Below are 20,148 nucleotides of genomic sequence, written 5' to 3' on the forward strand. Positions count from 1 at the left end.
ACCTGATGAAACTTCCTTTCGTGTTGGATTATAAACTTATGCATTTTTAGCTTCAGCTGTTGGGAGTGCTTCTTCAGCCACGTGATTACCTCAATAGCTTTTTGCTCTATGGATTGATTATCGCCGCTGTTCTCGGTGTATTCATTGCCAATCCTGCTATCGAAATGAGTAATGAGATCCACGTTTCTGATGAAAATCTCGGTTAGATTTTCCCAGTACTTTTTGTGACGATCGCCTGTGGAGCAATCAGCGGATTTCACTCTCTCGTGGCTTCAGGCACAACTTCCAAACAATTAAATAAGGAGTCTGATGCTAAATTAGTGGGATTCGGAGGCATGCTAATTGAATCTTTCTTGGCAATTATTTCGGTTGGAGCAGTTGTGATTTGTCCAGGTCAGAATAGATGGTAGGACAAGACTTACAGGTGAAGGTCCTGTCGCACTTTTCTCCACTGGCCTGGGTGGAATGATCGCAACTTTGGGAATTTCAGAAGAGTTTGCGGTTGGTTTTGTCGCATCGACCGTATCAGCTTTCGCACTTACCACCTTAGATACTTGCACTCGATTGGCAAGATTTACCTTGCAGGAATACTTCGAAGATGTGCCTCAGGCAGCAGGTCAGTTCTTGGCAAAAAACAGATATGTATCCACGGGAATCGTAGTTTTATTCTCTATTCTGTTATTACTATCTGGTGAATTCACTACACTTTGGCCAATTTTCGGTTCAGCCAATCAACTTCTTGCAGCTCTTGCGCTATTGACTATAGCTGTCTGGCTCATCAAGAAAAAAATCAATGCGCTCTTTGTTACGATACCCATGTTTTTCATGTTTACTGTAACCCTTTCTTCCTTAGGGCTTTTTGCCTGGAAAAATTTCCAAGACGAAGTTTATGTACTGTCTATCATCGCAGCACTTCTTTTCGTTTTGGCAATCTCCTTGATGGTTTTAGCTACCAAAAGCTTAAAAAAAGAAGTCAAAGAACCTGCAAAGGCTCTTTGACTTTCTGTATTATAGTGAGTTAAAAACCTCTTGAACTTTCTTAGGAATTCTCACGGCTACAGTGAAATTGATCAGGTAATCTGCGAATGCCGCATCCCCATGAACCTCATTATCTGGAGTGGAATTTTCGATATCAGTCACACTTTGTGTTCTATTTCGGAATAAAGCATATCGGCACATTCAGCGTACCAGTCACATTGCCAAGCATATAGCTCACTCCAGGCTCAACAGAAATAATATAGCCTGGTCTTCTAAAACCTTCACTTCCACCGAAGGCATCATGGACAGGAATTCCTTCAATTCTTCCACCCAGCTGACGCTCCCAGACCATGAATTTTTTCAAATGCATGGAAAACACCAGTCCTAAGTGCGAACTGATCTGGAACACTCATTATTGCTTCATTTGGTCGGCTACGATTGGTAAGAGTTCCATTGGTTTCCTTAGGATTAAACATATAAAACCCATCGTAGTACCAGAAGTTAGTGCTCCCGATATTCCAAAGACCCTGAAAATCAACAATTAAACCAGTTCCACCATCTCCTAATTGGATGGATTGGTCTACAGTCATCTCCGTCGGTGTGCTTTCAGGACCTCTGTAGAATGTACTTGTAGCAGCATAATCTCCAGTTGGGAATTTGATTCCAAGGCCAATTGCAGTATTGCCCTTCTGAGCTTTTTCGCCAGAAAGCAACCAGTAACCAGCACCTATCCTCATATCACCAAAACCTTTAGAATAGGACGTATGCCTGTCAGTTCTATTATGCTCGTAAAGCGAACTTCTCTCGTTGTATTGTAAGGGCAGGGAAACAATCCCATACAGCCGCTCTGAGAATGCATAGCTAATATTGATGTCCAGCCCATGTTGCTTATTGATCACTTCAGTGTGATCTGTTAGACGATTGTGTTCTTCTTCCGTCCCACGAAAATGCCTGAATGACTTAAAATAACGGTAATTGGCACTTACGTTCCACTCCCCTTTATTGAGGATATTTCCTTGACCGACAGCATTTCCGAGTCCAGAAAACTGGCGAATAGCAACGCATCCTTGAGCATATAACTCAAAAGAAGCAGAGTAAAATGTAAGTATGAATAGGGTAAGTATAGAGTATTTTTTCATAGTAAATAGAGTAATTTCTTGTGAATTTTTAAGTGTTCTTAAACTAAAACCAAACCCTACTAACTGTATCGTTTTAACAAAAGGGTATAACAAACAATCCAGAACTATATCTGGTAAGGTCTTCAAGCAGGAGAAATAAGAAATTACCCTAACTGGGGAGGAGGACTTACTTGTTGAAAAAAAGGATTACTATAATAGATGAAAGTGAAACCACGAGAAACAAAATAAAAATTGGTAGTAATGATTCCCATTGCAAATTTCTCTGCTCGAAGATAGTCTTTGACTAAAAGCTGAAGCAGAGATTTACCATTTTGATCTTGAGGAAGTTCATCGCTGGTCAGGAAGGAAATCCACTTTTTCACCGTAGTATCTAGTACTCCACGAGCGGTATCTGGTACTACCACCACTTGCAAAGTGTCATTCTGATAGCGTTGCTTGATGGCCCGGTAGAATTGCCCATCCTTCTCAAAGGAAGTATTTGTGGGCTGAAACTCCTCCTGATTAGCCATATAGGGTGCAGAAAGTGGGATTTCCATTAAAGTTTCTTCAGGTACGAGAGAGCTTTCACTAAAAATTATAGCCTCCCATTTACGTTCTAGATGCGAATCGTAGGAAAAATAAAATGCGTAGTACCCAAAGTGGTACATCACAAAGCAAAGTAAAAGAAATATGGAAACGTGATTCTTCAATTCTGGGTTTATTACAATTCGAAAAATAAAACTATTCAATTTGCAAAACCAACGTTACCTAAAAAAAATAACGATAAATTTCCTCAATAAACACAAAATCCAAATTATTTACTATACAAATAAATCATACAAAATAATATTTCACCAGCATCAGAATCATTAAAAGTATTAAAGAAGATAATCCGTAAAATTTTAGGACTTTAAGGCGATTCATTCTATCCAAAAACCATAATACAAAAACGGGCCGTATCAAACCGGCAACTAGACTGGCAAGACAAAAGAAAAACAGTATCCAAAGAAGAATATACACCGCTGATAACATGCCGTAAAACTAAAAAAGGAACAGCAATGCTGTCCCTTTGTTTTCTATATATCTAAGCGAAATTATTTCTTACGCTTGATTTCTTTCATTTCGTAGCCTTCGATAGTATCATCAATCTCAATATTATTGAAACCTTTGATCGAAATACCACATTCGTATCCAGCTTTCACTTCAGCTACATCGTCTTTGAATCGCTTCAATTGATCGATCTCGCCTTCGTGGATTACTATACCATCTCTGATCACGCGGATCTTGTTCTTTCTAGTAATGAAGCCATCAGTAACGTAAGAACCAGCAACGGTGCCCACTTTAGTGATTTTGAATACTTCACGAACTTGGATATTACCAGTGATCACTTCTTCAAATTCTGGCTCAAGCATACCTTCGATAGCATCTTTGATCTGGTTGATCGCATCATAGATGATCGAGTAATGTCTGATTTCAATCTCTTCCTGTTCTGCCAATTTCTTAGCGTTGGAAGATGGTCTTACTTGGAATCCAAGGATAATAGCATCAGAAGCAGAAGCTAGCAAGACATCCGATTCGGAGATCTGCCCCACACCTTTGTGGATAATACTTACTTTCACTTCATCTTTAGAAAGCTTCAGTAGGGAATCAGAAAGTGCTTCTACTGATCCATCCACATCACCCTTGATGATAATATTCAATTCTTTAAATGAACCGATTGCCAATCGACGACCGATCTCATCCAACGTAATATGTTTCTTAGTTCTTAAGCTTTGCTCCCTCTGGATCTGCTCTCTTGAGTTGGCAATATCTCTAGCTTCACGCTCAGTGTCGTAAACTTTTATGATATCACCTGCCTGAGGAGCTCCACCAAGACCCAACACCTGAACTGGCGTAGATGGTCCGGGCTTCTTTCAGCTTCTTACCTTTGTGATCAAACATCGCTTTCACACGACCGTGATGCTGACCTGCAAGGATAATATCACCGATTCTTAATGTACCAGCTTGAACCATAATAGTAGATACATATCCACGTCCCTTATCGAGGGATGCTTCGATTACTGTACCAGCAGCATTTTTATCAGGATTCGCAGTAAGCTCCAATACCTCAGATTCAAGGAGAACTTTCTCCAACAAATCATCAACACCTTCACCCGTCTTAGCTGAAATATCCTGAGACTGATATTTACCACCCCATTCCTCTATCAGGAGATTCATGTTCGCAAGCTCTTCTTTGATCTTTGCAGGGTTAGCATTTGGTCTATCAATTTTGTTGATAGCGAAAATCATTGGTACACCAGCTACTTGAGCGTGATTGATAGCTTCCTTAGTCTGAGGCATGATGCTATCATCAGCCGCAATCACGATAATCGCCACATCGGTGATTTTTGCACCACGTGCTCTCATCGCTGTAAATGCTTCGTGACCCGGGGTATCTAGGAAAGCGATCTTATGACCTGTTTTGGTCATTACATCGTAAGCACCAATATGCTGAGTAATTCCTCCTGCCTCATCTGCAGTCACTTTGGACATACGGATGTAATCTAGTAAGGAAGTTTTACCGTGATCGACGTGACCCATAATGGTTACGATCGGAGCTCTTTCAACCAATTCTTCCGGAGAATCTTCTTCCTCCACCTCGACTTCGTCTTCGATAGATTTGGTGAATTCCACCTCATAGCCAAATTCGTCAGCAATAATTGTAATTGCCTCTGCATCCAAACGCTGATTGATCGACACAAACATCCCAAGTGACATACACGCAGAAATAATCTGATTAACAGATAAATCCATCAATGCTGCCAAATCGTTTGCAGAGATAAACTCCGTTACTTTTAAGATTTTTGTTTCTTCCGCTTCAAAATCTACGTCTCTCTCTCTTTCGGCTTTCTTGTCTCTGACGACTTTTGCCTTTTCCTCCTCCAGAGCTTTTGCCCTGAAGACGAGCTAAGGTCTGTTTGATTTGATCTTGAATTTCTTTTTGAGTTGGCTCAGCTTTCTGAGCTCTGACAGGAGCCCCTCCCCTTTGGTTTCCTCCTTGACGGTTTCCACCACCTTGGTTTGGTCGCCCTCCTTGGCCACCACCTGCGCGGTTACCTTGGCCTGGTCCTTCTCTGGCCTTATCAATACGTTTACGTGGTCGCTTCTTATCTCTTCCTCTTTCGTCAGAAGAAGCTACTGGACCTCCTTTTTTCTTAGGTCGATCCGCAGGAAGTTCTATTTTACCTAAAACAGTAAGTCCTTTCAATGAGTCTGCTTTTGCAGAAATCACCTGATCCTTTGCAGCTGGTGGCACTGGAGTGCTAGGCTGTTGTGGAGTAGGTTTCGGCTGCTCCTTTTTCACCTGAGGTGCTTGAGGAGGGGTAGGTTTTTTATCTTCCTGAGCAGGTTTCTGCTGAGGCTTGTTTTGTTGCTGAGCTGGTTGCGGCTTCCTAGAATCACCATGCTTTTGACCGTGCTTATTCTGGCCATGCTGTTGCTTATGTCTAGGAACCGAACTGGTATTCTTACTCAGGTCAATTTTACCCAAGACTTTAATACCCTCTAGTTTTGGAGCTTCTGTAGAAACTTTTTCCGTATCGGCAGACGGAGTAGGCGTTGAAGAAGGAGCGGGCTTTGGCTCTTCGGGCTGCTTTTGGAGGAGCAGGCGCGGGAGCTGGAGCTGGAGCTGCTGGGTTTTGGCGCTTCCTGTGCTTTTGGTTCAGGAGCTGGTGCAGGTGCAGCAGCAGGCTTTGGCTCTTCTTTTGGAGTTTCAGGCTCTATAGAAATAGGCTCATGGCGCTTCCCTATCGAGAGGTGCGATGTCCTCCTCCTTATCTAGGGCAGAAGATTTGAACTCCTTATTCAGCATCTCAACTTGACTCATGTTGATTTTTGAATTCGGATTATTCTCCACCTCATAGCCCTTTTTGGCCAAAGACTCAACTATGGTTGCCGTTCCCACGTTCGAGTTTTCTGGCTATTTGGCCTAAACGCATCATTTTTTCTTCTGACATAAGCAAAAACTTCTTTCGAAATCTTAAATAATTAGGGTATTAAACGGGGATTAGTTCCCGTTTTATTGATCAAATTCTTGTCCGAGTATCCTGAATATCTCGTCAACAGTTTCTTCTTCAAGCTCTGTTCTACGAGTCAGGTCCTCTTTAGTCAAGCTTAATACGCTTTTAGCAGTATCTAAACCTGTTTTCTTTAATTCGTCGATAATCCAGCTGTCGATTTCATCGACAAACTCCATTAAATCGACATCTTCTTCCTCGTATTCGTTCAATTCACGGAATACGTCAATTTCATAACCAACCAATCTGCTGGCAAGTTTGATATTGTATCCTCCTTTGCCAATTGCCAAGGAAACTTGGTCTGGCTTAAGGAATACAGATAGTCTTTTTGTTTCTTCATTCGCAGTGATTGAAGATACTTTAGCTGGGCTCAGAGCACGAGTGACATATAAATCCAGGTTTTCAGTGTAATTGATCACATCTATATTTTCATTCTGTAATTCTCTTACCACAGCGTGAATTCTAGATCCTTTCATTCCCACACAAGCTCCTACTGGATCAATACGATCATCATAAGATTCCACCGCAACTTTTGCTCTTTCCCCTGGCTCTCTTACAATCTTTATAATTGTAATCAATCCATCGTACACTTCAGGAACTTCATTCTCGAACAAACGCTCCAAGAAAACCGGTGAAGTTCTGGAAAGTATAATCTTAGGGTTTCCATTAGACATGTCCACTCTGTGCACAATAGCCTTCACGGTGTCACCTTTTCTAAAGCGATCTTTAGAAATTTGCTCAGCTTTCGGTAAAATAAGTTCATTGCCTTCACCGTCCATCAACAGGATTTCTCTTCCTAGAATCTGGTAAACTTCAGCACTTACAATCTCACCTACCAACTCCTCATACTTATTATAAAGTAAATCTTTTTCAAGATCCTTTATTCTTTGAATCAATGTCTGACGAGCCATCTGCACAGCACGTCTTCCAAAAGCTTCCAACTCAATTTTCTCGTATACTTCTTCTCCTATCTCAAAATCAGGCTCGATTTTACGAGCTTCAGTAAAGCTGATTTTGTCTAAATCCCATATATCTTCAGAATTGTCGTCAACAATTTCCCGGATACGGAATATCTCGAAAGGTCACCTTGATCAGCATTAATCGTCACATCAGAAGTTCTCGAATCAGCTGATTGCAGAACTTCTGATGTGACGATTAATGCTGATCAAGGTGACCTTGAGATATTCCGTATCCGGGAAATTGTTGACGACAATTCTGAAGATATATGGGATTTAGACAAAATCAGCTTTACTGAAGCTCGTAAAATCGAGCCTGATTTTGAGATAGGAGAAGAAGTATACGAGAAAATTGAGTTGGAAGCTTTTGGAAGACGTGCTGTGCAGATGGCTCGTCAGACATTGATTCAAAGAATAAAGGATCTTGAAAAAGATTTACTTTATAATAAGTATGAGGAGTTGGTAGGTGAGATTGTAAGTGCTGAAGTTTACCAGATTCTAGGAAGAGAAATCCTGTTGATGGACGGTGAAGGCAATGAACTTATTTTACCGAAAGCTGAGCAAATTTCTAAAGATCGCTTTAGAAAAGGTGACACCGTGAAGGCTATTGTGCACAGAGTGGACATGTCTAATGGAAACCCTAAGATTATACTTTCCAGAACTTCACCGGTTTTCTTGGAGCGTTTGTTCGAGAATGAAGTTCCTGAAGTGTACGATGGATTGATTACAATTATAAAGATTGTAAGAGAGCCAGGGGAAAGAGCAAAAGTTGCGGTGGAATCTTATGATGATCGTATTGATCCAGTAGGAGCTTGTGTGGGAATGAAAGGATCTAGAATTCACGCTGTGGTAAGAGAATTACAGAATGAAAATATAGATGTGATCAATTACACTGAAAACCTGGATTTATATGTCACTCGTGCTCTGAGCCCAGCTAAAGTATCTTCAATCACTGCGAATGAAGAAACAAAAAGACTATCTGTATTCCTTAAGCCAGACCAAGTTTCCTTGGCAATTGGCAAAGGAGGATACAATATCAAACTTGCCAGCAGATTGGTTGGTTATGAAATTGACGTATTCCGTGAATTGAACGAATACGAGGAAGAAGATGTCGATTTAATGGAGTTTGTCGATGAAATCGACAGCTGGATTATCGACGAATTAAAGAAAACAGGTTTAGATACTGCTAAAAGCGTATTAAGCTTGACTAAAGAGGACCTGACTCGTAGAACAGAGCTTGAAGAAGAAACTGTTGACGAGATATTCAGGATACTCGGACAAGAATTTGATCAATAAAACGGGAACTAATCCCCGTTTAATACCCTAATTATTTAAGATTTCGAAAGAAGTTTTTGCTTATGTCAGAAGAAAAAATGATGCGTTTAGGCCAAATAGCCAGAAAACTCAACGTGGGAACGGCAACCATAGTTGAGTCTTTGGCCAAAAAGGGCTATGAGGTGGAGAATAATCCGAATTCAAAAATCAACATGAGTCAAGTTGAGATGCTGAATAAGGAGTTCAAATCTTCTGCCCTAGATAAGGAGGAGGCATCGCACCTCTCGATAGGGAAGCGCCATGAGCCTATTTCTATAGAGCCTGAAACTCCAAAAGAAGAGCCAAAGCCTGCTGCTGCACCTGCACCAGCTCCTGAACCAAAAGCACAGGAAGCGCCAAAACCAGCAGCTCCAGCTCCAGCTCCCGCGCCTGCTCCTCCAAAAGCAGCCGAAGAGCCAAAGCCCGCTCCTTCTTCAACGCCTACTCCGTCTGCCGATACGGAAAAAGTTTCTACAGAAGCTCCAAAACTAGAGGGTATTAAAGTCTTGGGTAAAATTGACCTGAGTAAGAATACCAGTTCGGTTCCTAGACATAAGCAACAGCATGGCCAGAATAAGCACGGTCAAAAGCATGGTGATTCTAGGAAGCCGCAACCAGCTCAGCAACAAAACAAGCCTCAGCAGAAACCTGCTCAGGAAGATAAAAAACCTACCCCTCCTCAAGCACCTCAGGTGAAAAAGGAGCAGCCGAAACCTACTCCACAACAGCCTAGCACTCCAGTGCCACCAGCTGCAAAGGATCAGGTGATTTCTGCAAAAGCAGACTCATTGAAAGGACTTACTGTTTTAGGTAAAATAGAACTTCCTGCGGATCGACCTAAGAAAAAAGGAGGTCCAGTAGCTTCTTCTGACGAAAGAGGAAGAGATAAGAAGCGACCACGTAAACGTATTGATAAGCCAGAAGGACCAGGCCAAGGTAACCGCGCAGGTGGTGGCCAAGGAGGGCGACCAAACCAAGGTGGTGGAAACCGTCAAGGAGGAAACCAAAGGGGAGGGGCTCCTGTCAGAGCTCAGAAAGCTGAGCCAACTCAAAAAGAAATTCAAGATCAAATCAAACAGACCTTAGCTCGTCTTCAGGGCAAAAGCTCTGGAGGAGGAAAAGGCAAAAGTCGTAGAGACAAGAAAGCCGAAAGAGAGAGAGACGTAGATTTTGAAGCGGAAGAAACAAAAATCTTAAAAGTAACGGAGTTTATCTCTGCAAACGATTTGGCAGCATTGATGGATTTATCTGTTAATCAGATTATTTCTGCGTGTATGTCACTTGGGATGTTTGTGTCGATCAATCAGCGTTTGGATGCAGAGGCAATTACAATTATTGCTGACGAATTTGGCTATGAGGTGGAATTCACCAAATCTATCGAAGACGAAGTCGAGGTGGAGGAAGAAGATTCTCCGGAAGAATTGGTTGAAAGAGCTCCGATCGTAACCATTATGGGTCACGTCGATCACGGTAAAACTTCCTTACTAGATTACATCCGTATGTCCAAAGTGACTGCAGATGAGGCAGGAGGAATTACTCAGCATATTGGTGCTTACGATGTAATGACCAAAACAGGTCATAAGATCGCTTTCCTAGATACCCCGGGTCACGAAGCATTTACAGCGATGAGAGCACGTGGTGCAAAAATCACCGATGTGGCGATTATCGTGATTGCGGCTGATGATAGCATCATGCCTCAGACTAAGGAAGCTATCAATCACGCTCAAGTAGCTGGTGTACCAATGATTTTCGCTATCAACAAAATTGATAGACCAAATGCTAACCCTGCAAAGATCAAAGAAGAGCTTGCGAACATGAATCTCCTGATAGAGGAATGGGGTGGTAAATATCAGTCTCAGGATATTTCAGCTAAGACGGGTGAAGGTGTTGATGATTTGTTGGAGAAAGTTCTCCTTGAATCTGAGGTATTGGAGCTTACTGCGAATCCTGATAAAAATGCTGCTGGTACAGTAATCGAAGCATCCCTCGATAAGGGACGTGGATATGTATCTACTATTATGGTTCAAGCTGGTACATTAAGAATCGGTGATATTATCCTTGCAGGTCAGCATCACGGTCGTGTGAAAGCGATGTTTGATCACAAAGGTAAGAAGCTGAAAGAAGCCGGACCATCTACGCCAGTTCAGGTGTTGGGTCTTGGTGGAGCTCCTCAGGCAGGTGATATCATAAAAGTTTACGACACTGAGCGTGAAGCTAGAGATATTGCCAACTCAAGAGAGCAGATCCAGAGGGAGCAAAGCTTAAGAACTAAGAAACATATTACGTTGGATGAGATCGGTCGTCGATTGGCAATCGGTTCATTTAAAGAATTGAATATTATCATCAAGGGTGATGTGGATGGATCAGTAGAAGCACTTTCTGATTCCCTACTGAAGCTTTCTAAAGATGAAGTGAAAGTAAGTATTATCCACAAAGGTGTGGGGCAGATCTCCGAATCGGATGTCTTGCTAGCTTCTGCTTCTGATGCTATTATCCTTGGATTCCAAGTAAGACCATCTTCCAACGCTAAGAAATTGGCAGAACAGGAAGAGATTGAAATCAGACATTACTCGATCATCTATGATGCGATCAACCAGATCAAAGATGCTATCGAAGGTATGCTTGAGCCAGAATTTGAAGAAGTGATCACTGGTAATATCCAAGTTCGTGAAGTATTCAAAATCACTAAAGTGGGCACCGTTGCTGGTTCTTACGTTACTGATGGCTTCATTACTAGAAAGAACAAGATCCGCGTGATCAGAGATGGTATAGTAATCCACGAAGGCGAGATCGATCAATTGAAGCGATTCAAAGACGATGTAGCTGAAGTGAAAGCTGGATACGAATGTGGTATTTCGATCAAAGGTTTCAATAATATTGAGATTGATGATACTATCGAAGGCTACGAAATGAAAGAAATCAAGCGTAAGAAATAATTTCGCTTAGATATATAGAAAACAAAGGGACAGCATTGCTGTTCCTTTTTTAGTTTTACGGCATGTTATCAGCGGTGTATATTCTTCTTTGGATACTGTTTTTCTTTTGTCTTGCCAGTCTAGTTGCCGGTTTGATACGGCCCGTTTTTGTATTATGGTTTTTGGATAGAATGAATCGCCTTAAAGTCCTAAAATTTTACGGATTATCTTCTTTAATACTTTTAATGATTCTGATGCTGGTGAAATATTATTTTGTATGATTTATTTGTATAGTAAATAATTTGGATTTTGTGTTTATTGAGGAAATTTATCGTTATTTTTTTTAGGTAACGTTGGTTTTGCAAATTGAATAGTTTTATTTTTCGAATTGTAATAAACCCAGAATTGAAGAATCACGTTTCCATATTTCTTTTACTTTGCTTTGTGATGTACCACTTTGGGTACTACGCATTTTATTTTTCCTACGATTCGCATCTAGAACGTAAATGGGAGGCTATAATTTTTAGTGAAAGCTCTCTCGTACCTGAAGAAACTTTAATGGAAATCCCACTTTCTGCACCCTATATGGCTAATCAGGAGGAGTTTCAGCCCACAAATACTTCCTTTGAGAAGGATGGGCAATTCTACCGGGCCATCAAGCAACGCTATCAGAATGACACTTTGCAAGTGGTGGTAGTACCAGATACCGCTCGTGGAGTACTAGATACTACGGTGAAAAAGTGGATTTCCTTCCTGACCAGCGATGAACTTCCTCAAGATCAAAATGGTAAATCTCTGCTTCAGCTTTTAGTCAAAGACTATCTTCGAGCAGAGAAATTTGCAATGGGAATCATTACTACCAATTTTTATTTTGTTTCTCCTGGTTTCACTTTCATCTATTATAGTAATCCTTTTTTTCAACAAGTAAGTCCTCCTCCCCAGTTAGGGTAATTTCTTATTTCTCCTGCTTGAAGACCTTACCAGATATAGTTCTGGATTGTTTGTTATACCCTTTTGTTAAAACGATACAGTTAGTAGGGTTTGGTTTTAGTTTAAGAACACTTAAAAATTCACAAGAAATTACTCTATTTACTATGAAAAAATACTCTATACTTACCCTATTCATACTTACATTTTACTCTGCTTCTTTTGAGTTATATGCTCAAGGATGCGTTGCTATTCGCCAGTTTTCTGGACTCGGAAATGCTGTCGGTCAAGGAAATATCCTCAATAAAGGGGAGTGGAACGTAAGTGCCAATTACCGTTATTTTAAGTCATTCAGGCATTTTCGTGGGACGGAAGAAGAACACAATCGTCTAACAGATCACACTGAAGTGATCAATAAGCAACATGGGCTGGACATCAATATTAGCTATGCATTCTCAGAGCGGCTGTATGGGATTGTTTCCCTGCCCTTACAATACAACGAGAGAAGTTCGCTTTACGAGCATAATAGAACTGACAGGCATACGTCCTATTCTAAAGGTTTTGGTGATATGAGGATAGGTGCTGGTTACTGGTTGCTTTCTGGCGAAAAAGCTCAGAAGGGCAATACTGCAATTGGCCTTGGAATCAAATTCCCAACTGGAGATTATGCTGCTACAAGTACATTCTACAGAGGTCCTGAAAGCACACCGACGGAGATGACTGTAGACCAATCCATCCAATTAGGAGATGGTGGAACTGGTTTAATTGTTGATTTTCAGGGTCTTTGGAATATCGGGAGCACTAACTTCTGGTACTACGATGGGTTTTATATGTTTAATCCTAAGGAAACCAATGGAACTCTTACCAATCGTAGCCGACCAAATGAAGCAATAATGAGTGTTCCAGATCAGTTCGCACTTAGGACTGGTGTTTTCCATGCATTTGAAAAAATTCATGGTCTGGGAGCGTCACTGGGTGGAAGAATTGAAGGAATTCCTGTCCATGATGCCTTCGGTGGAAGTGAAGGTTTTAGAAGACCAGGCTATATTATTTCTGTTGAGCCTGGAGTGAGCTATATGCTTGGCAATGTGACTGGTACGCTGAATGTGCCGATAGCTTTATTCCGAAATAGAACACAAAGTGTGACTGATATCGAAAATTCCACTCCAGATAATGAGGTTCATGGGGATGCGGCATTCGCAGATTACCTGATCAATTTCACTGTAGCCGTGAGAATTCCTAAGAAAGTTCAAGAGGTTTTTAACTCACTATAATACAGAAAGTCAAAGAGCCTTTGCAGGTTCTTTGACTTCTTTTTTTAAGCTTTTGGTAGCTAAAACCATCAAGGAGATTGCCAAAACGAAAAGAAGTGCTGCGATGATAGACAGTACATAAACTTCGTCTTGGAAATTTTTCCAGGCAAAAAGCCCTAAGGAAGAAAGGGTTACAGTAAACATGAAAAACATGGGTATCGTAACAAAGAGCGCATTGATTTTTTTCTTGATGAGCCAGACAGCTATAGTCAATAGCGCAAGAGCTGCAAGAAGTTGATTGGCTGAACCGAAAATTGGCCAAAGTGTAGTGAATTCACCAGATAGTAATAACAGAATAGAGAATAAAACTACGATTCCCGTGGATACATATCTGTTTTTTGCCAAGAACTGACCTGCTGCCTGAGGCACATCTTCGAAGTATTCCTGCAAGGTAAATCTTGCCAATCGAGTGCAAGTATCTAAGGTGGTAAGTGCGAAAGCTGATACGGTCAATGCGACAAAACCAACCGCAAACTCTTCTGAAATTCCCAAAGTTGCGATCATTCCACCCAGGCCAGTGGAGAAAAGTGCGACAGGACCTTCACCTGTAAGTCTTGCTGCATATTCTGACCTGGACAAAATCACAACTGCTCCAACCGAAATAATTGCCAAGAAAGATTCAATTAGCATGCCTCCGAATCCCACTAATTTAGCATCAGACTCCTTATTTAATTGTTTGGAAGTTGTGCCTGAAGCCACGAGAGAGTGAAATCCGCTGATTGCTCCACAGGCGATCGTCACAAAAAGTACTGGGAAAATATAACCGAGATTTTCATCAGAAACGTGGATCTCATTACTCATTTCGATAGCAGGATTGGCAATGAATACACCGAGAACAGCGGCGATAATCAATCCATAGAGCAAAAAGCTATTGAGGTAATCACGTGGCTGAAGAAGCATGCCGACAGGAGTCACTGAAGCTAAAAATGCATAAGCCAAAAGTGCCAAAACCCAGATTTTATAATCCAACACGAAAGGAAGTTTCATCCCCAGGTACACAAAGAAGTACATCAAGATCACACCTATAACCGTAATGATAATAAATGCGGTTTTCCGATCTCCTATTATTTTATTGACAATTCCGAAGCCCACTGCCAATAAAATAAAGAGTATTGAAGCTGATGCTACGCCTGGATTGGTAACAAAGGTCTTAGCAATAATGTCTGCAAAAACACCGATAACAAGGATTAGAGTAGAAAAACTGAAGATAACGAAGAGCTGTTTTCCTTTCATCCCAATTTGATTTCGGATGATTACTCCGATTGATTTTCCTTCTGTTTTCAGCGAGGTAGCCATACTTCCCAAATCATGCACCGCTCCAAAGAAGATTCCACCAACCAAAATCCAGATCACAGCGGGAATCCAGCCAAAGGTCACTGCGATGATCGGCCCTACGATCGGTCCGGCTCCAGCAATCGAAGCAAAATGATGCCCTAGAACCACAATTGGCTTGCTTGGCTCATAGTCTACGCCATCTCGATGGGTGTGGGAAGGTGCTGGATTTTTATCATTTAAACCGAATTTCCGGTACACATACCTTCCATAAACCTTGTAGGCTATAAATAATATCACTGCGGAACTGAGGAGAAGAACGGCAAGGTTCATGTGTCATTATTTGGGTAAATGTATGTTCTTCAATGAAAAACACACTCATTAGTATTCTAAATCAAAATAAGGTAAATATTAATCCTTGAAAAAGCGATTTTCAAAAATGCTTGGATTTCCTTTGCAATGCGGAAATCCTAACCAATTTTCAAGGAGGTTTTATTTACGGGATTTAACGACTAAATTTGTAACCTTTGACTCGTCAAAAACAACCTAAAAACTCAATATGGCTTGGTTTAAAAGAACTGACAAAGGCATCAAAACATCTACAGCTGAGAAGAAAGATGCACCTGATGGCCTTTGGTTTAAGACCCCAAACGGAAATATCATTCATACCCGAGAGCTCAAGAACAACGCTTACGTATGCCCAGATGATGATTTTCATGTGAAAATTGGTTCGAAGGAATATTTCGAAATTCTTTTTGACAACAATAAATTCAAGGAACTTGATGCTAATATGACCTCAGGAGATCCTTTGAAATTCACAGATACTAAACCCTACGTTTCCCGCATAGAAGCTACGATCAAGAAAACAGAGTTGAATGACGCTGTTAGATCTGCTGTGGGTAAAATGAATGGATTGGACATCGTTATTGCTTGTATGGACTTTAATTTTATCGGAGGATCCATGGGGTCTGTAGTAGGTGAGAAAATCGCCCGTGCTATTGATCACTCCCTAAAGAATAAAATCCCATTCTTGATGATTTCCAAGTCAGGTGGAGCACGAATGATGGAAGCTGGCTTCTCTTTAATGCAAATGGCGAAAACATCTGCCAAGCTTGCGTTGTTAGATCAAGCAGGTATTCCTTACATTTCTATGCTTACGGATCCTACGACTGGAGGAGTCACGGCTTCTTATGCAATGTTGGGGGATTTCAACATCGCTGAGCCAGAAGCATTAATTGGTTTTGCTGGTCCAAGAGTAATTCGTGAGACGATTGGTAAAGATTTACCTAAAGGTTTCCAGAGTTCTGAGTTCGTTTTAGAGCATGGATTTCTTGATTTCATTGTTGATCGTCGTCAGTTGAAAGGCCGATTGACCACCTTGCTAAACCTTTTAAATAACTAAAAGAGTTACTATTAAAAGGATTTCATTATTCCGGCCAAATTTGAACTGTGATTTGGTCTCTTTTAGTGATTAATAAATATATTTGTGCTCCCGTATTGGGCCAATCCATAAGAAAAATTAAACCAAAATTTCATGGGTTCAGTAATTATTACATCCATCGTAGCTTTTACAGTAATCATATTGCTACTGGTATTTATTCTCCTTTTTGCCCAGTCGAAACTGGTCAACTCAGGTGATGTCAACATTATAATTAATGGTGACACTAGTTCTCCAATCGTGACTGCAGCTGGTACAACCCTGCTTTCTACTCTTGGAGGACAAAAAATCTTCCTTCCATCCGCTTGCGGTGGTGGCGGAACTTGCGCTATGTGTAAATGCGTGGTCGAAGAAGGTGGTGGAGAAGTTCTTCCTACCGAAGTCGGTCACTTGAGCAGAGCTGAGCAGCAAAGTAACGTCCGCCTCGCGTGTCAGGTGAAAGTGAAAAATGACATGAAGATCCGCGTTCCTGAGGAGATCTTTGGTATCAAGAAGTGGGAGTGTGAGGTTATCTCTAACTACAACGTTTCTACCTTCATCAAAGAATTCAAAGTGAAACTCCCTGAAGGAGAAACTCTTGAGTTTGAAGCGGGTGGATACATTCAGATTGACGTTCCTGTAATCACAGTGAATTTCAAAGGAATGGATATCACTCCGCATCCAGATCTAGGTCACCCAGCAGACGTTTACCAAAGCGATTGGGACAAATTCGGTCTTTGGGACTTGACCATGAAGAATGATGAGGAGCTTTTCAGAGCTTATTCCATGGCTAATCACCCAGCTGAAGGTAACATCGTAATGCTTACGATTCGTATTGCTACTCCACCTTGGGATAGAGCGAATAACAAGTGGATGGATGTAAATCCTGGTGTTTGTTCTTCTTATGTGTTCTCTAGAGTTCCTGGTGATAAAGTAACTATCTCTGGACCTTACGGTGAATTCCACATTAATCCTACCCAACGCGAGATGGTTTACATCGGTGGTGGTGCAGGTATGGCTCCATTGAGAGCACAGATTTTCCACCTTTTCCATACTGAAAAAACCAGCAGAAAAGTTTCTTACTGGTACGGTGGTAGATCTAAAAAAGAGCTTTTCTATGTGCCTCAATTCAGAGACATTGAGAAAGACTTCCCTAACTTCCAATTCAACATTGGTCTATCGGAGCCACTTCCGGAAGAGCAATTGGAAAATCAAGAAAACTCCGGAAGATGAAGGTGACGGTTACGTTGGTTTCATTCACCAAGTATTATATGATAACTATCTAAAGAATCATCCTGAGCCAGATGAGGTGGAATATTACCTATGCGGCCCTCCTTTGATGAACTCAGCAGTTTTAAAATTGCTAGATGATCTGGGAATTCCTCAGGAAAATATCCGATTTGATGACTTCGGAGGTTAATCAAAAACAAAAGATCCCGCTTCGGCGGGATTTTTTATTTAAGAACCATTTTTGATTATTTTTACCCTAGACTATCACCCCTTTATGAATATCCAATCTTATTTTGACCCAGTAGCCGAATACCTTTGGCAGAAGAAGTATCAAAACAATTCATTCTTTAAGCAAATCCATTTTTTCGGAGAGGAATTTCCTGATCTCAAAGGTGTACAAATAGCCTTAGTCGGAATCAAAGAAAATCGAGGTTTGGGCAAAGTGGAAAGTGCGGATAGAGGTAGTAGTGAGATTCGTGAGAAACTTTATGAGCTGAAAAAAGGCTTTGGGGCATATAGAGTAGCTGATTTAGGAGATTTGATTTCAGGAGAGAAATTGAGTGATACGTATCAACGGATGCAGGAGGTAGGTGACTACCTGATGAAGCAGCAGATTCTGCCAATTTACTTTGGAGGTTCGCACGATTTGGACTACGGGCAGTATTTGTCCTATCAAAAAATGAAAAAGCTGGTCAGCCTGTTGACTGTAGATGCCAAATTAGACATGGAAGAAGATGGTCCACTTGCGGATCAACATACACAGGAGATCATTCTTCATCAGCCTAATTTTCTCTTTTCATCTGCCCATCTTGCTTACCAAAGCTTTCTAGTTGATCCATCGCTGATCAATGTGGTGGAAAAGTTGTATTTCGAGCACGTGCGCTTGGGAGAATTAAGAAGTGAGTTCAAAGAAGTTGAGCCTTTGATTCGAAATGCAGATTTGCTGAGTTTTGATTTGTGTGCTATTCAGTCTGCCGATGCTCCAGGAGCGGTAAATGCTGAGCCATTTGGATTGACAGCCGAAGAAGCGTGTCAGATTTGCTGGTTTGCGGGGACAAATGAAAAGCTAAGTTCCATCGGAATATATGGTTACGAACCATATTATGATGATGCTGCAAATAAGACAGCCAAGGTGGTTTCTGTTATGATTTGGTATTTCTTAGAAGGGTTTTACTCGCGCAAGGATAGCCTTTCTTTTAAAAGCAGTGATTATACAAAATATACCGTTTCTCTTGATACCAAACCGAATACCTTGGTTTTCTACAAAAGTAAGCGAAGCGGTAAATGGTGGATGGAGATTCCACATAATGAAACAGAGAAATTTGACCGAGTGAGTACAGTTCCTTGTAGCTATGCGGATTATCAGATGGCTCAAAAAGGAGAGATCCCTGAGCGGTGGATTAATGCTCAAATCAAGTTGCTTTGATGAAATGGAGCCTGCCTAGGCAGATAGGCATGGGTGCAGCATCAAGTGAAAGAAAGCTCATTAAAAATGCGAGATTCCATGTGGCCGAAAAATATATTATATGCACATGAATACTTATACTAAGCAACAATTGGCACTTCGAAATGGGCAGGATAAACCTGAAATTTGGGTTGCTTATCAAGGTGTGATTTATGATGTGAGTAGTTCTAGACTTTGGAAGAAAGGCATGCATTACGAGCATTGGGCAGGGCAGGATTTGACTGAGGAATTGCCAGATGCACCCCATACAGAAAAAGTATTTGAGAAATTTGAAGCCATTGGGCAATTAGCATAAATGATTTTAATCGCAGATAGTGGTTCCAGCAAGACGGACTGGAGAGTTATTCATTCTGACCATAAAATTAGTCAGCATCGAGGAATAGGTTTTAACCCCTATTATCAAACCTCCGAAGAGATGGCTATTCAAATGAAAGATGACTTTCTGGTTAATCTGGAATCTGAAATAAAGGAAATATATTTCTATGGAGCTGGCTGCTCGAGTCCTGATAGGAAGAATGAAGTTTCATCAGCACTAAAGACAGTTTTTCCAACTGCTAAAATTAGTATTGATCATGATCTTGCTGCAGCTGCTAGGTCCACATGTGGTCACCTGGCTGGGATAGCTTGTATTTTAGGTACTGGTTCAAACAGCTGTGACTACGATGGTGTTCAAATAGTTGCCTCTCGTCCAGCCCCAGGCTACATCTTCGGTGATGAAGGAGGAGGAGGCTATGTAGGAAGAAAACTTCTAAAGGATTTTATCAATGATGAAATGCCAGCTGAAATCAAAAAAGAGCTGACAGAAAACTTTCATCTTACAAATACAGTGATTCAGGAGCATGTTTATCAAAAACCATTTCCTAATCGATACATGGCCAGCTTTTGCAGGTTTATCACTGAGCATAAATCCAATCCCTATTGCTATATGCTCTATTACAATTCCTTTCAGGATTTCTTCCAACAACATGTGATGAAGTATAAGGATTACAGGGAAAAGCCAGTGAATTTCGTGGGTTCTATAGCCTATTATAACAGTGATATCCTTCGTAAAGCTGCCTCAGATGTCCATATTAATGTAAATTTAATCATTGAAAGCCCCATAGCAGGCTTGACACTTTACCACCAAGAGAACTTATGAAATCGAGCATGACACAAGCCTCACACATTGTGGTGATTAATTCATGCGAA

The 20,148-nt window shown here is 41.1% G+C and carries 15 protein-coding genes and 4 pseudogenes; 11 read left to right on the top strand and 8 right to left on the bottom strand.

Annotated features, from left to right (window positions below; genetic code table 11):
* Positions 1–260 (bottom strand): hypothetical protein (locus AC0L6R_RS12140; protein WP_473271467.1); only part of this gene is annotated, 260 nt, incomplete at its 3' end.
* 6 nt (positions 261–266) lie between these two features.
* Here AC0L6R_RS12140 and AC0L6R_RS12145 point away from each other — a divergent pair.
* Both AC0L6R_RS12145 and AC0L6R_RS12150 read left to right on the top strand, forming a co-directional pair.
* On the top strand, positions 267–410 hold the full coding sequence (locus tag AC0L6R_RS12145; RefSeq protein WP_473271468.1) for a carbon starvation CstA family protein: 144 nt from the start codon (positions 267–269) through the stop codon (positions 408–410).
* A 55-nt stretch (positions 411–465) separates the two neighbouring features.
* Complete coding sequence (locus AC0L6R_RS12150) at positions 466–999, top strand: carbon starvation CstA family protein (protein WP_473271469.1); 534 nt, start codon at positions 466–468, stop codon at positions 997–999.
* Between the two features lie 9 nt (positions 1,000–1,008).
* On the opposite strand, the gene AC0L6R_RS12155 is transcribed toward AC0L6R_RS12150, so the two are convergent.
* The 6 genes and pseudogenes from AC0L6R_RS12155 to nusA (AC0L6R_RS12180) form a co-directional block, all read right to left on the bottom strand.
* Positions 1,009–1,140: a hypothetical protein gene (locus AC0L6R_RS12155; RefSeq protein WP_473271470.1), complete on the bottom strand. Its 132-nt coding sequence runs from the start codon at positions 1,138–1,140 to the stop codon at positions 1,009–1,011.
* A 10-nt stretch (positions 1,141–1,150) separates the two neighbouring features.
* The gene (locus AC0L6R_RS12160) at positions 1,151–1,330 is read right to left on the bottom strand and encodes a hypothetical protein (protein WP_473271471.1); all 180 of its coding nucleotides are present in this window, start codon (positions 1,328–1,330) and stop codon (positions 1,151–1,153) included.
* Positions 1,296–2,117 carry a hypothetical protein gene (locus AC0L6R_RS12165; protein WP_473271472.1) on the bottom strand — a complete coding sequence of 274 codons (822 nt, stop codon included), beginning with the start codon at positions 2,115–2,117 and terminating at the stop codon, positions 1,296–1,298. Before AC0L6R_RS12165 ends, AC0L6R_RS12160 begins: the two co-directional genes overlap by 35 nt.
* A gap of 143 nt (positions 2,118–2,260) precedes the next feature.
* Positions 2,261–2,806, bottom strand: coding sequence for a hypothetical protein (locus tag AC0L6R_RS12170; protein ID WP_473271473.1), 546 nt, complete (start codon positions 2,804–2,806; stop codon positions 2,261–2,263).
* Positions 2,807–3,190: 384 nt separating this feature from the next.
* A pseudogene (infB, locus tag AC0L6R_RS12175) lies at positions 3,191–6,091 on the bottom strand (translation initiation factor IF-2).
* A gap of 62 nt (positions 6,092–6,153) precedes the next feature.
* Positions 6,154–7,262, bottom strand: a pseudogene (gene nusA, locus AC0L6R_RS12180) (transcription termination factor NusA); the annotation flags it as partial.
* Between the two features lie 34 nt (positions 7,263–7,296).
* On the opposite strand from nusA (AC0L6R_RS12180), the pseudogene nusA (AC0L6R_RS12185) reads away from it, so the two are divergent.
* From nusA (AC0L6R_RS12185) to AC0L6R_RS12200, 4 genes and pseudogenes are all read left to right on the top strand, one after another.
* A pseudogene (nusA, locus tag AC0L6R_RS12185) lies at positions 7,297–8,403 on the top strand (transcription termination factor NusA); the annotation flags it as partial.
* 62 nt (positions 8,404–8,465) lie between these two features.
* Complete coding sequence (gene infB, locus AC0L6R_RS12190) at positions 8,466–11,357, top strand: translation initiation factor IF-2 (protein WP_473271474.1); 2,892 nt, start codon at positions 8,466–8,468, stop codon at positions 11,355–11,357.
* A gap of 384 nt (positions 11,358–11,741) precedes the next feature.
* Complete coding sequence (locus AC0L6R_RS12195) at positions 11,742–12,287, top strand: hypothetical protein (RefSeq protein ID WP_473271475.1); 546 nt, start codon at positions 11,742–11,744, stop codon at positions 12,285–12,287.
* Positions 12,288–12,430: 143 nt separating this feature from the next.
* Positions 12,431–13,537: a hypothetical protein gene (locus AC0L6R_RS12200; protein WP_473271476.1), complete on the top strand. Its 1,107-nt coding sequence runs from the start codon at positions 12,431–12,433 to the stop codon at positions 13,535–13,537.
* A gap of 9 nt (positions 13,538–13,546) precedes the next feature.
* Here AC0L6R_RS12200 and AC0L6R_RS12205 read toward each other — a convergent pair whose 3' ends face one another.
* Complete coding sequence (locus tag AC0L6R_RS12205) at positions 13,547–15,181, bottom strand: carbon starvation CstA family protein (protein ID WP_283413669.1); 1,635 nt, start codon at positions 15,179–15,181, stop codon at positions 13,547–13,549.
* 226 nt (positions 15,182–15,407) lie between these two features.
* On the opposite strand from AC0L6R_RS12205, the gene accD reads away from it, so the two are divergent.
* The 5 genes and pseudogenes from accD (at position 15,408) to AC0L6R_RS12230 (ending at position 20,098) form a co-directional block, all read left to right on the top strand.
* Positions 15,408–16,250 (top strand): acetyl-CoA carboxylase, carboxyltransferase subunit beta, encoded by an 843-nt coding sequence (accD, locus tag AC0L6R_RS12210; protein ID WP_192347777.1) that lies wholly within the window; start codon positions 15,408–15,410, stop codon positions 16,248–16,250.
* A gap of 132 nt (positions 16,251–16,382) precedes the next feature.
* Positions 16,383–17,685: pseudogene (gene nqrF, locus AC0L6R_RS12215) on the top strand (NADH:ubiquinone reductase (Na(+)-transporting) subunit F).
* 84 nt (positions 17,686–17,769) lie between these two features.
* Complete coding sequence (locus AC0L6R_RS12220) at positions 17,770–18,921, top strand: formimidoylglutamase (RefSeq protein ID WP_473271478.1); 1,152 nt, start codon at positions 17,770–17,772, stop codon at positions 18,919–18,921.
* 106 nt (positions 18,922–19,027) lie between these two features.
* Positions 19,028–19,255, top strand: a complete 228-nt coding sequence (locus tag AC0L6R_RS12225; protein WP_473271479.1) for a cytochrome b5 domain-containing protein — start codon at positions 19,028–19,030, stop codon at positions 19,253–19,255.
* Positions 19,256–20,098 (top strand): N-acetylglucosamine kinase, encoded by an 843-nt coding sequence (locus tag AC0L6R_RS12230; protein WP_473271481.1) that lies wholly within the window; start codon positions 19,256–19,258, stop codon positions 20,096–20,098.
* Positions 20,099–20,148 lie beyond the last annotated feature (50 nt).

The organism is Algoriphagus sp. 10J20-15 (assembly GCF_055809615.1).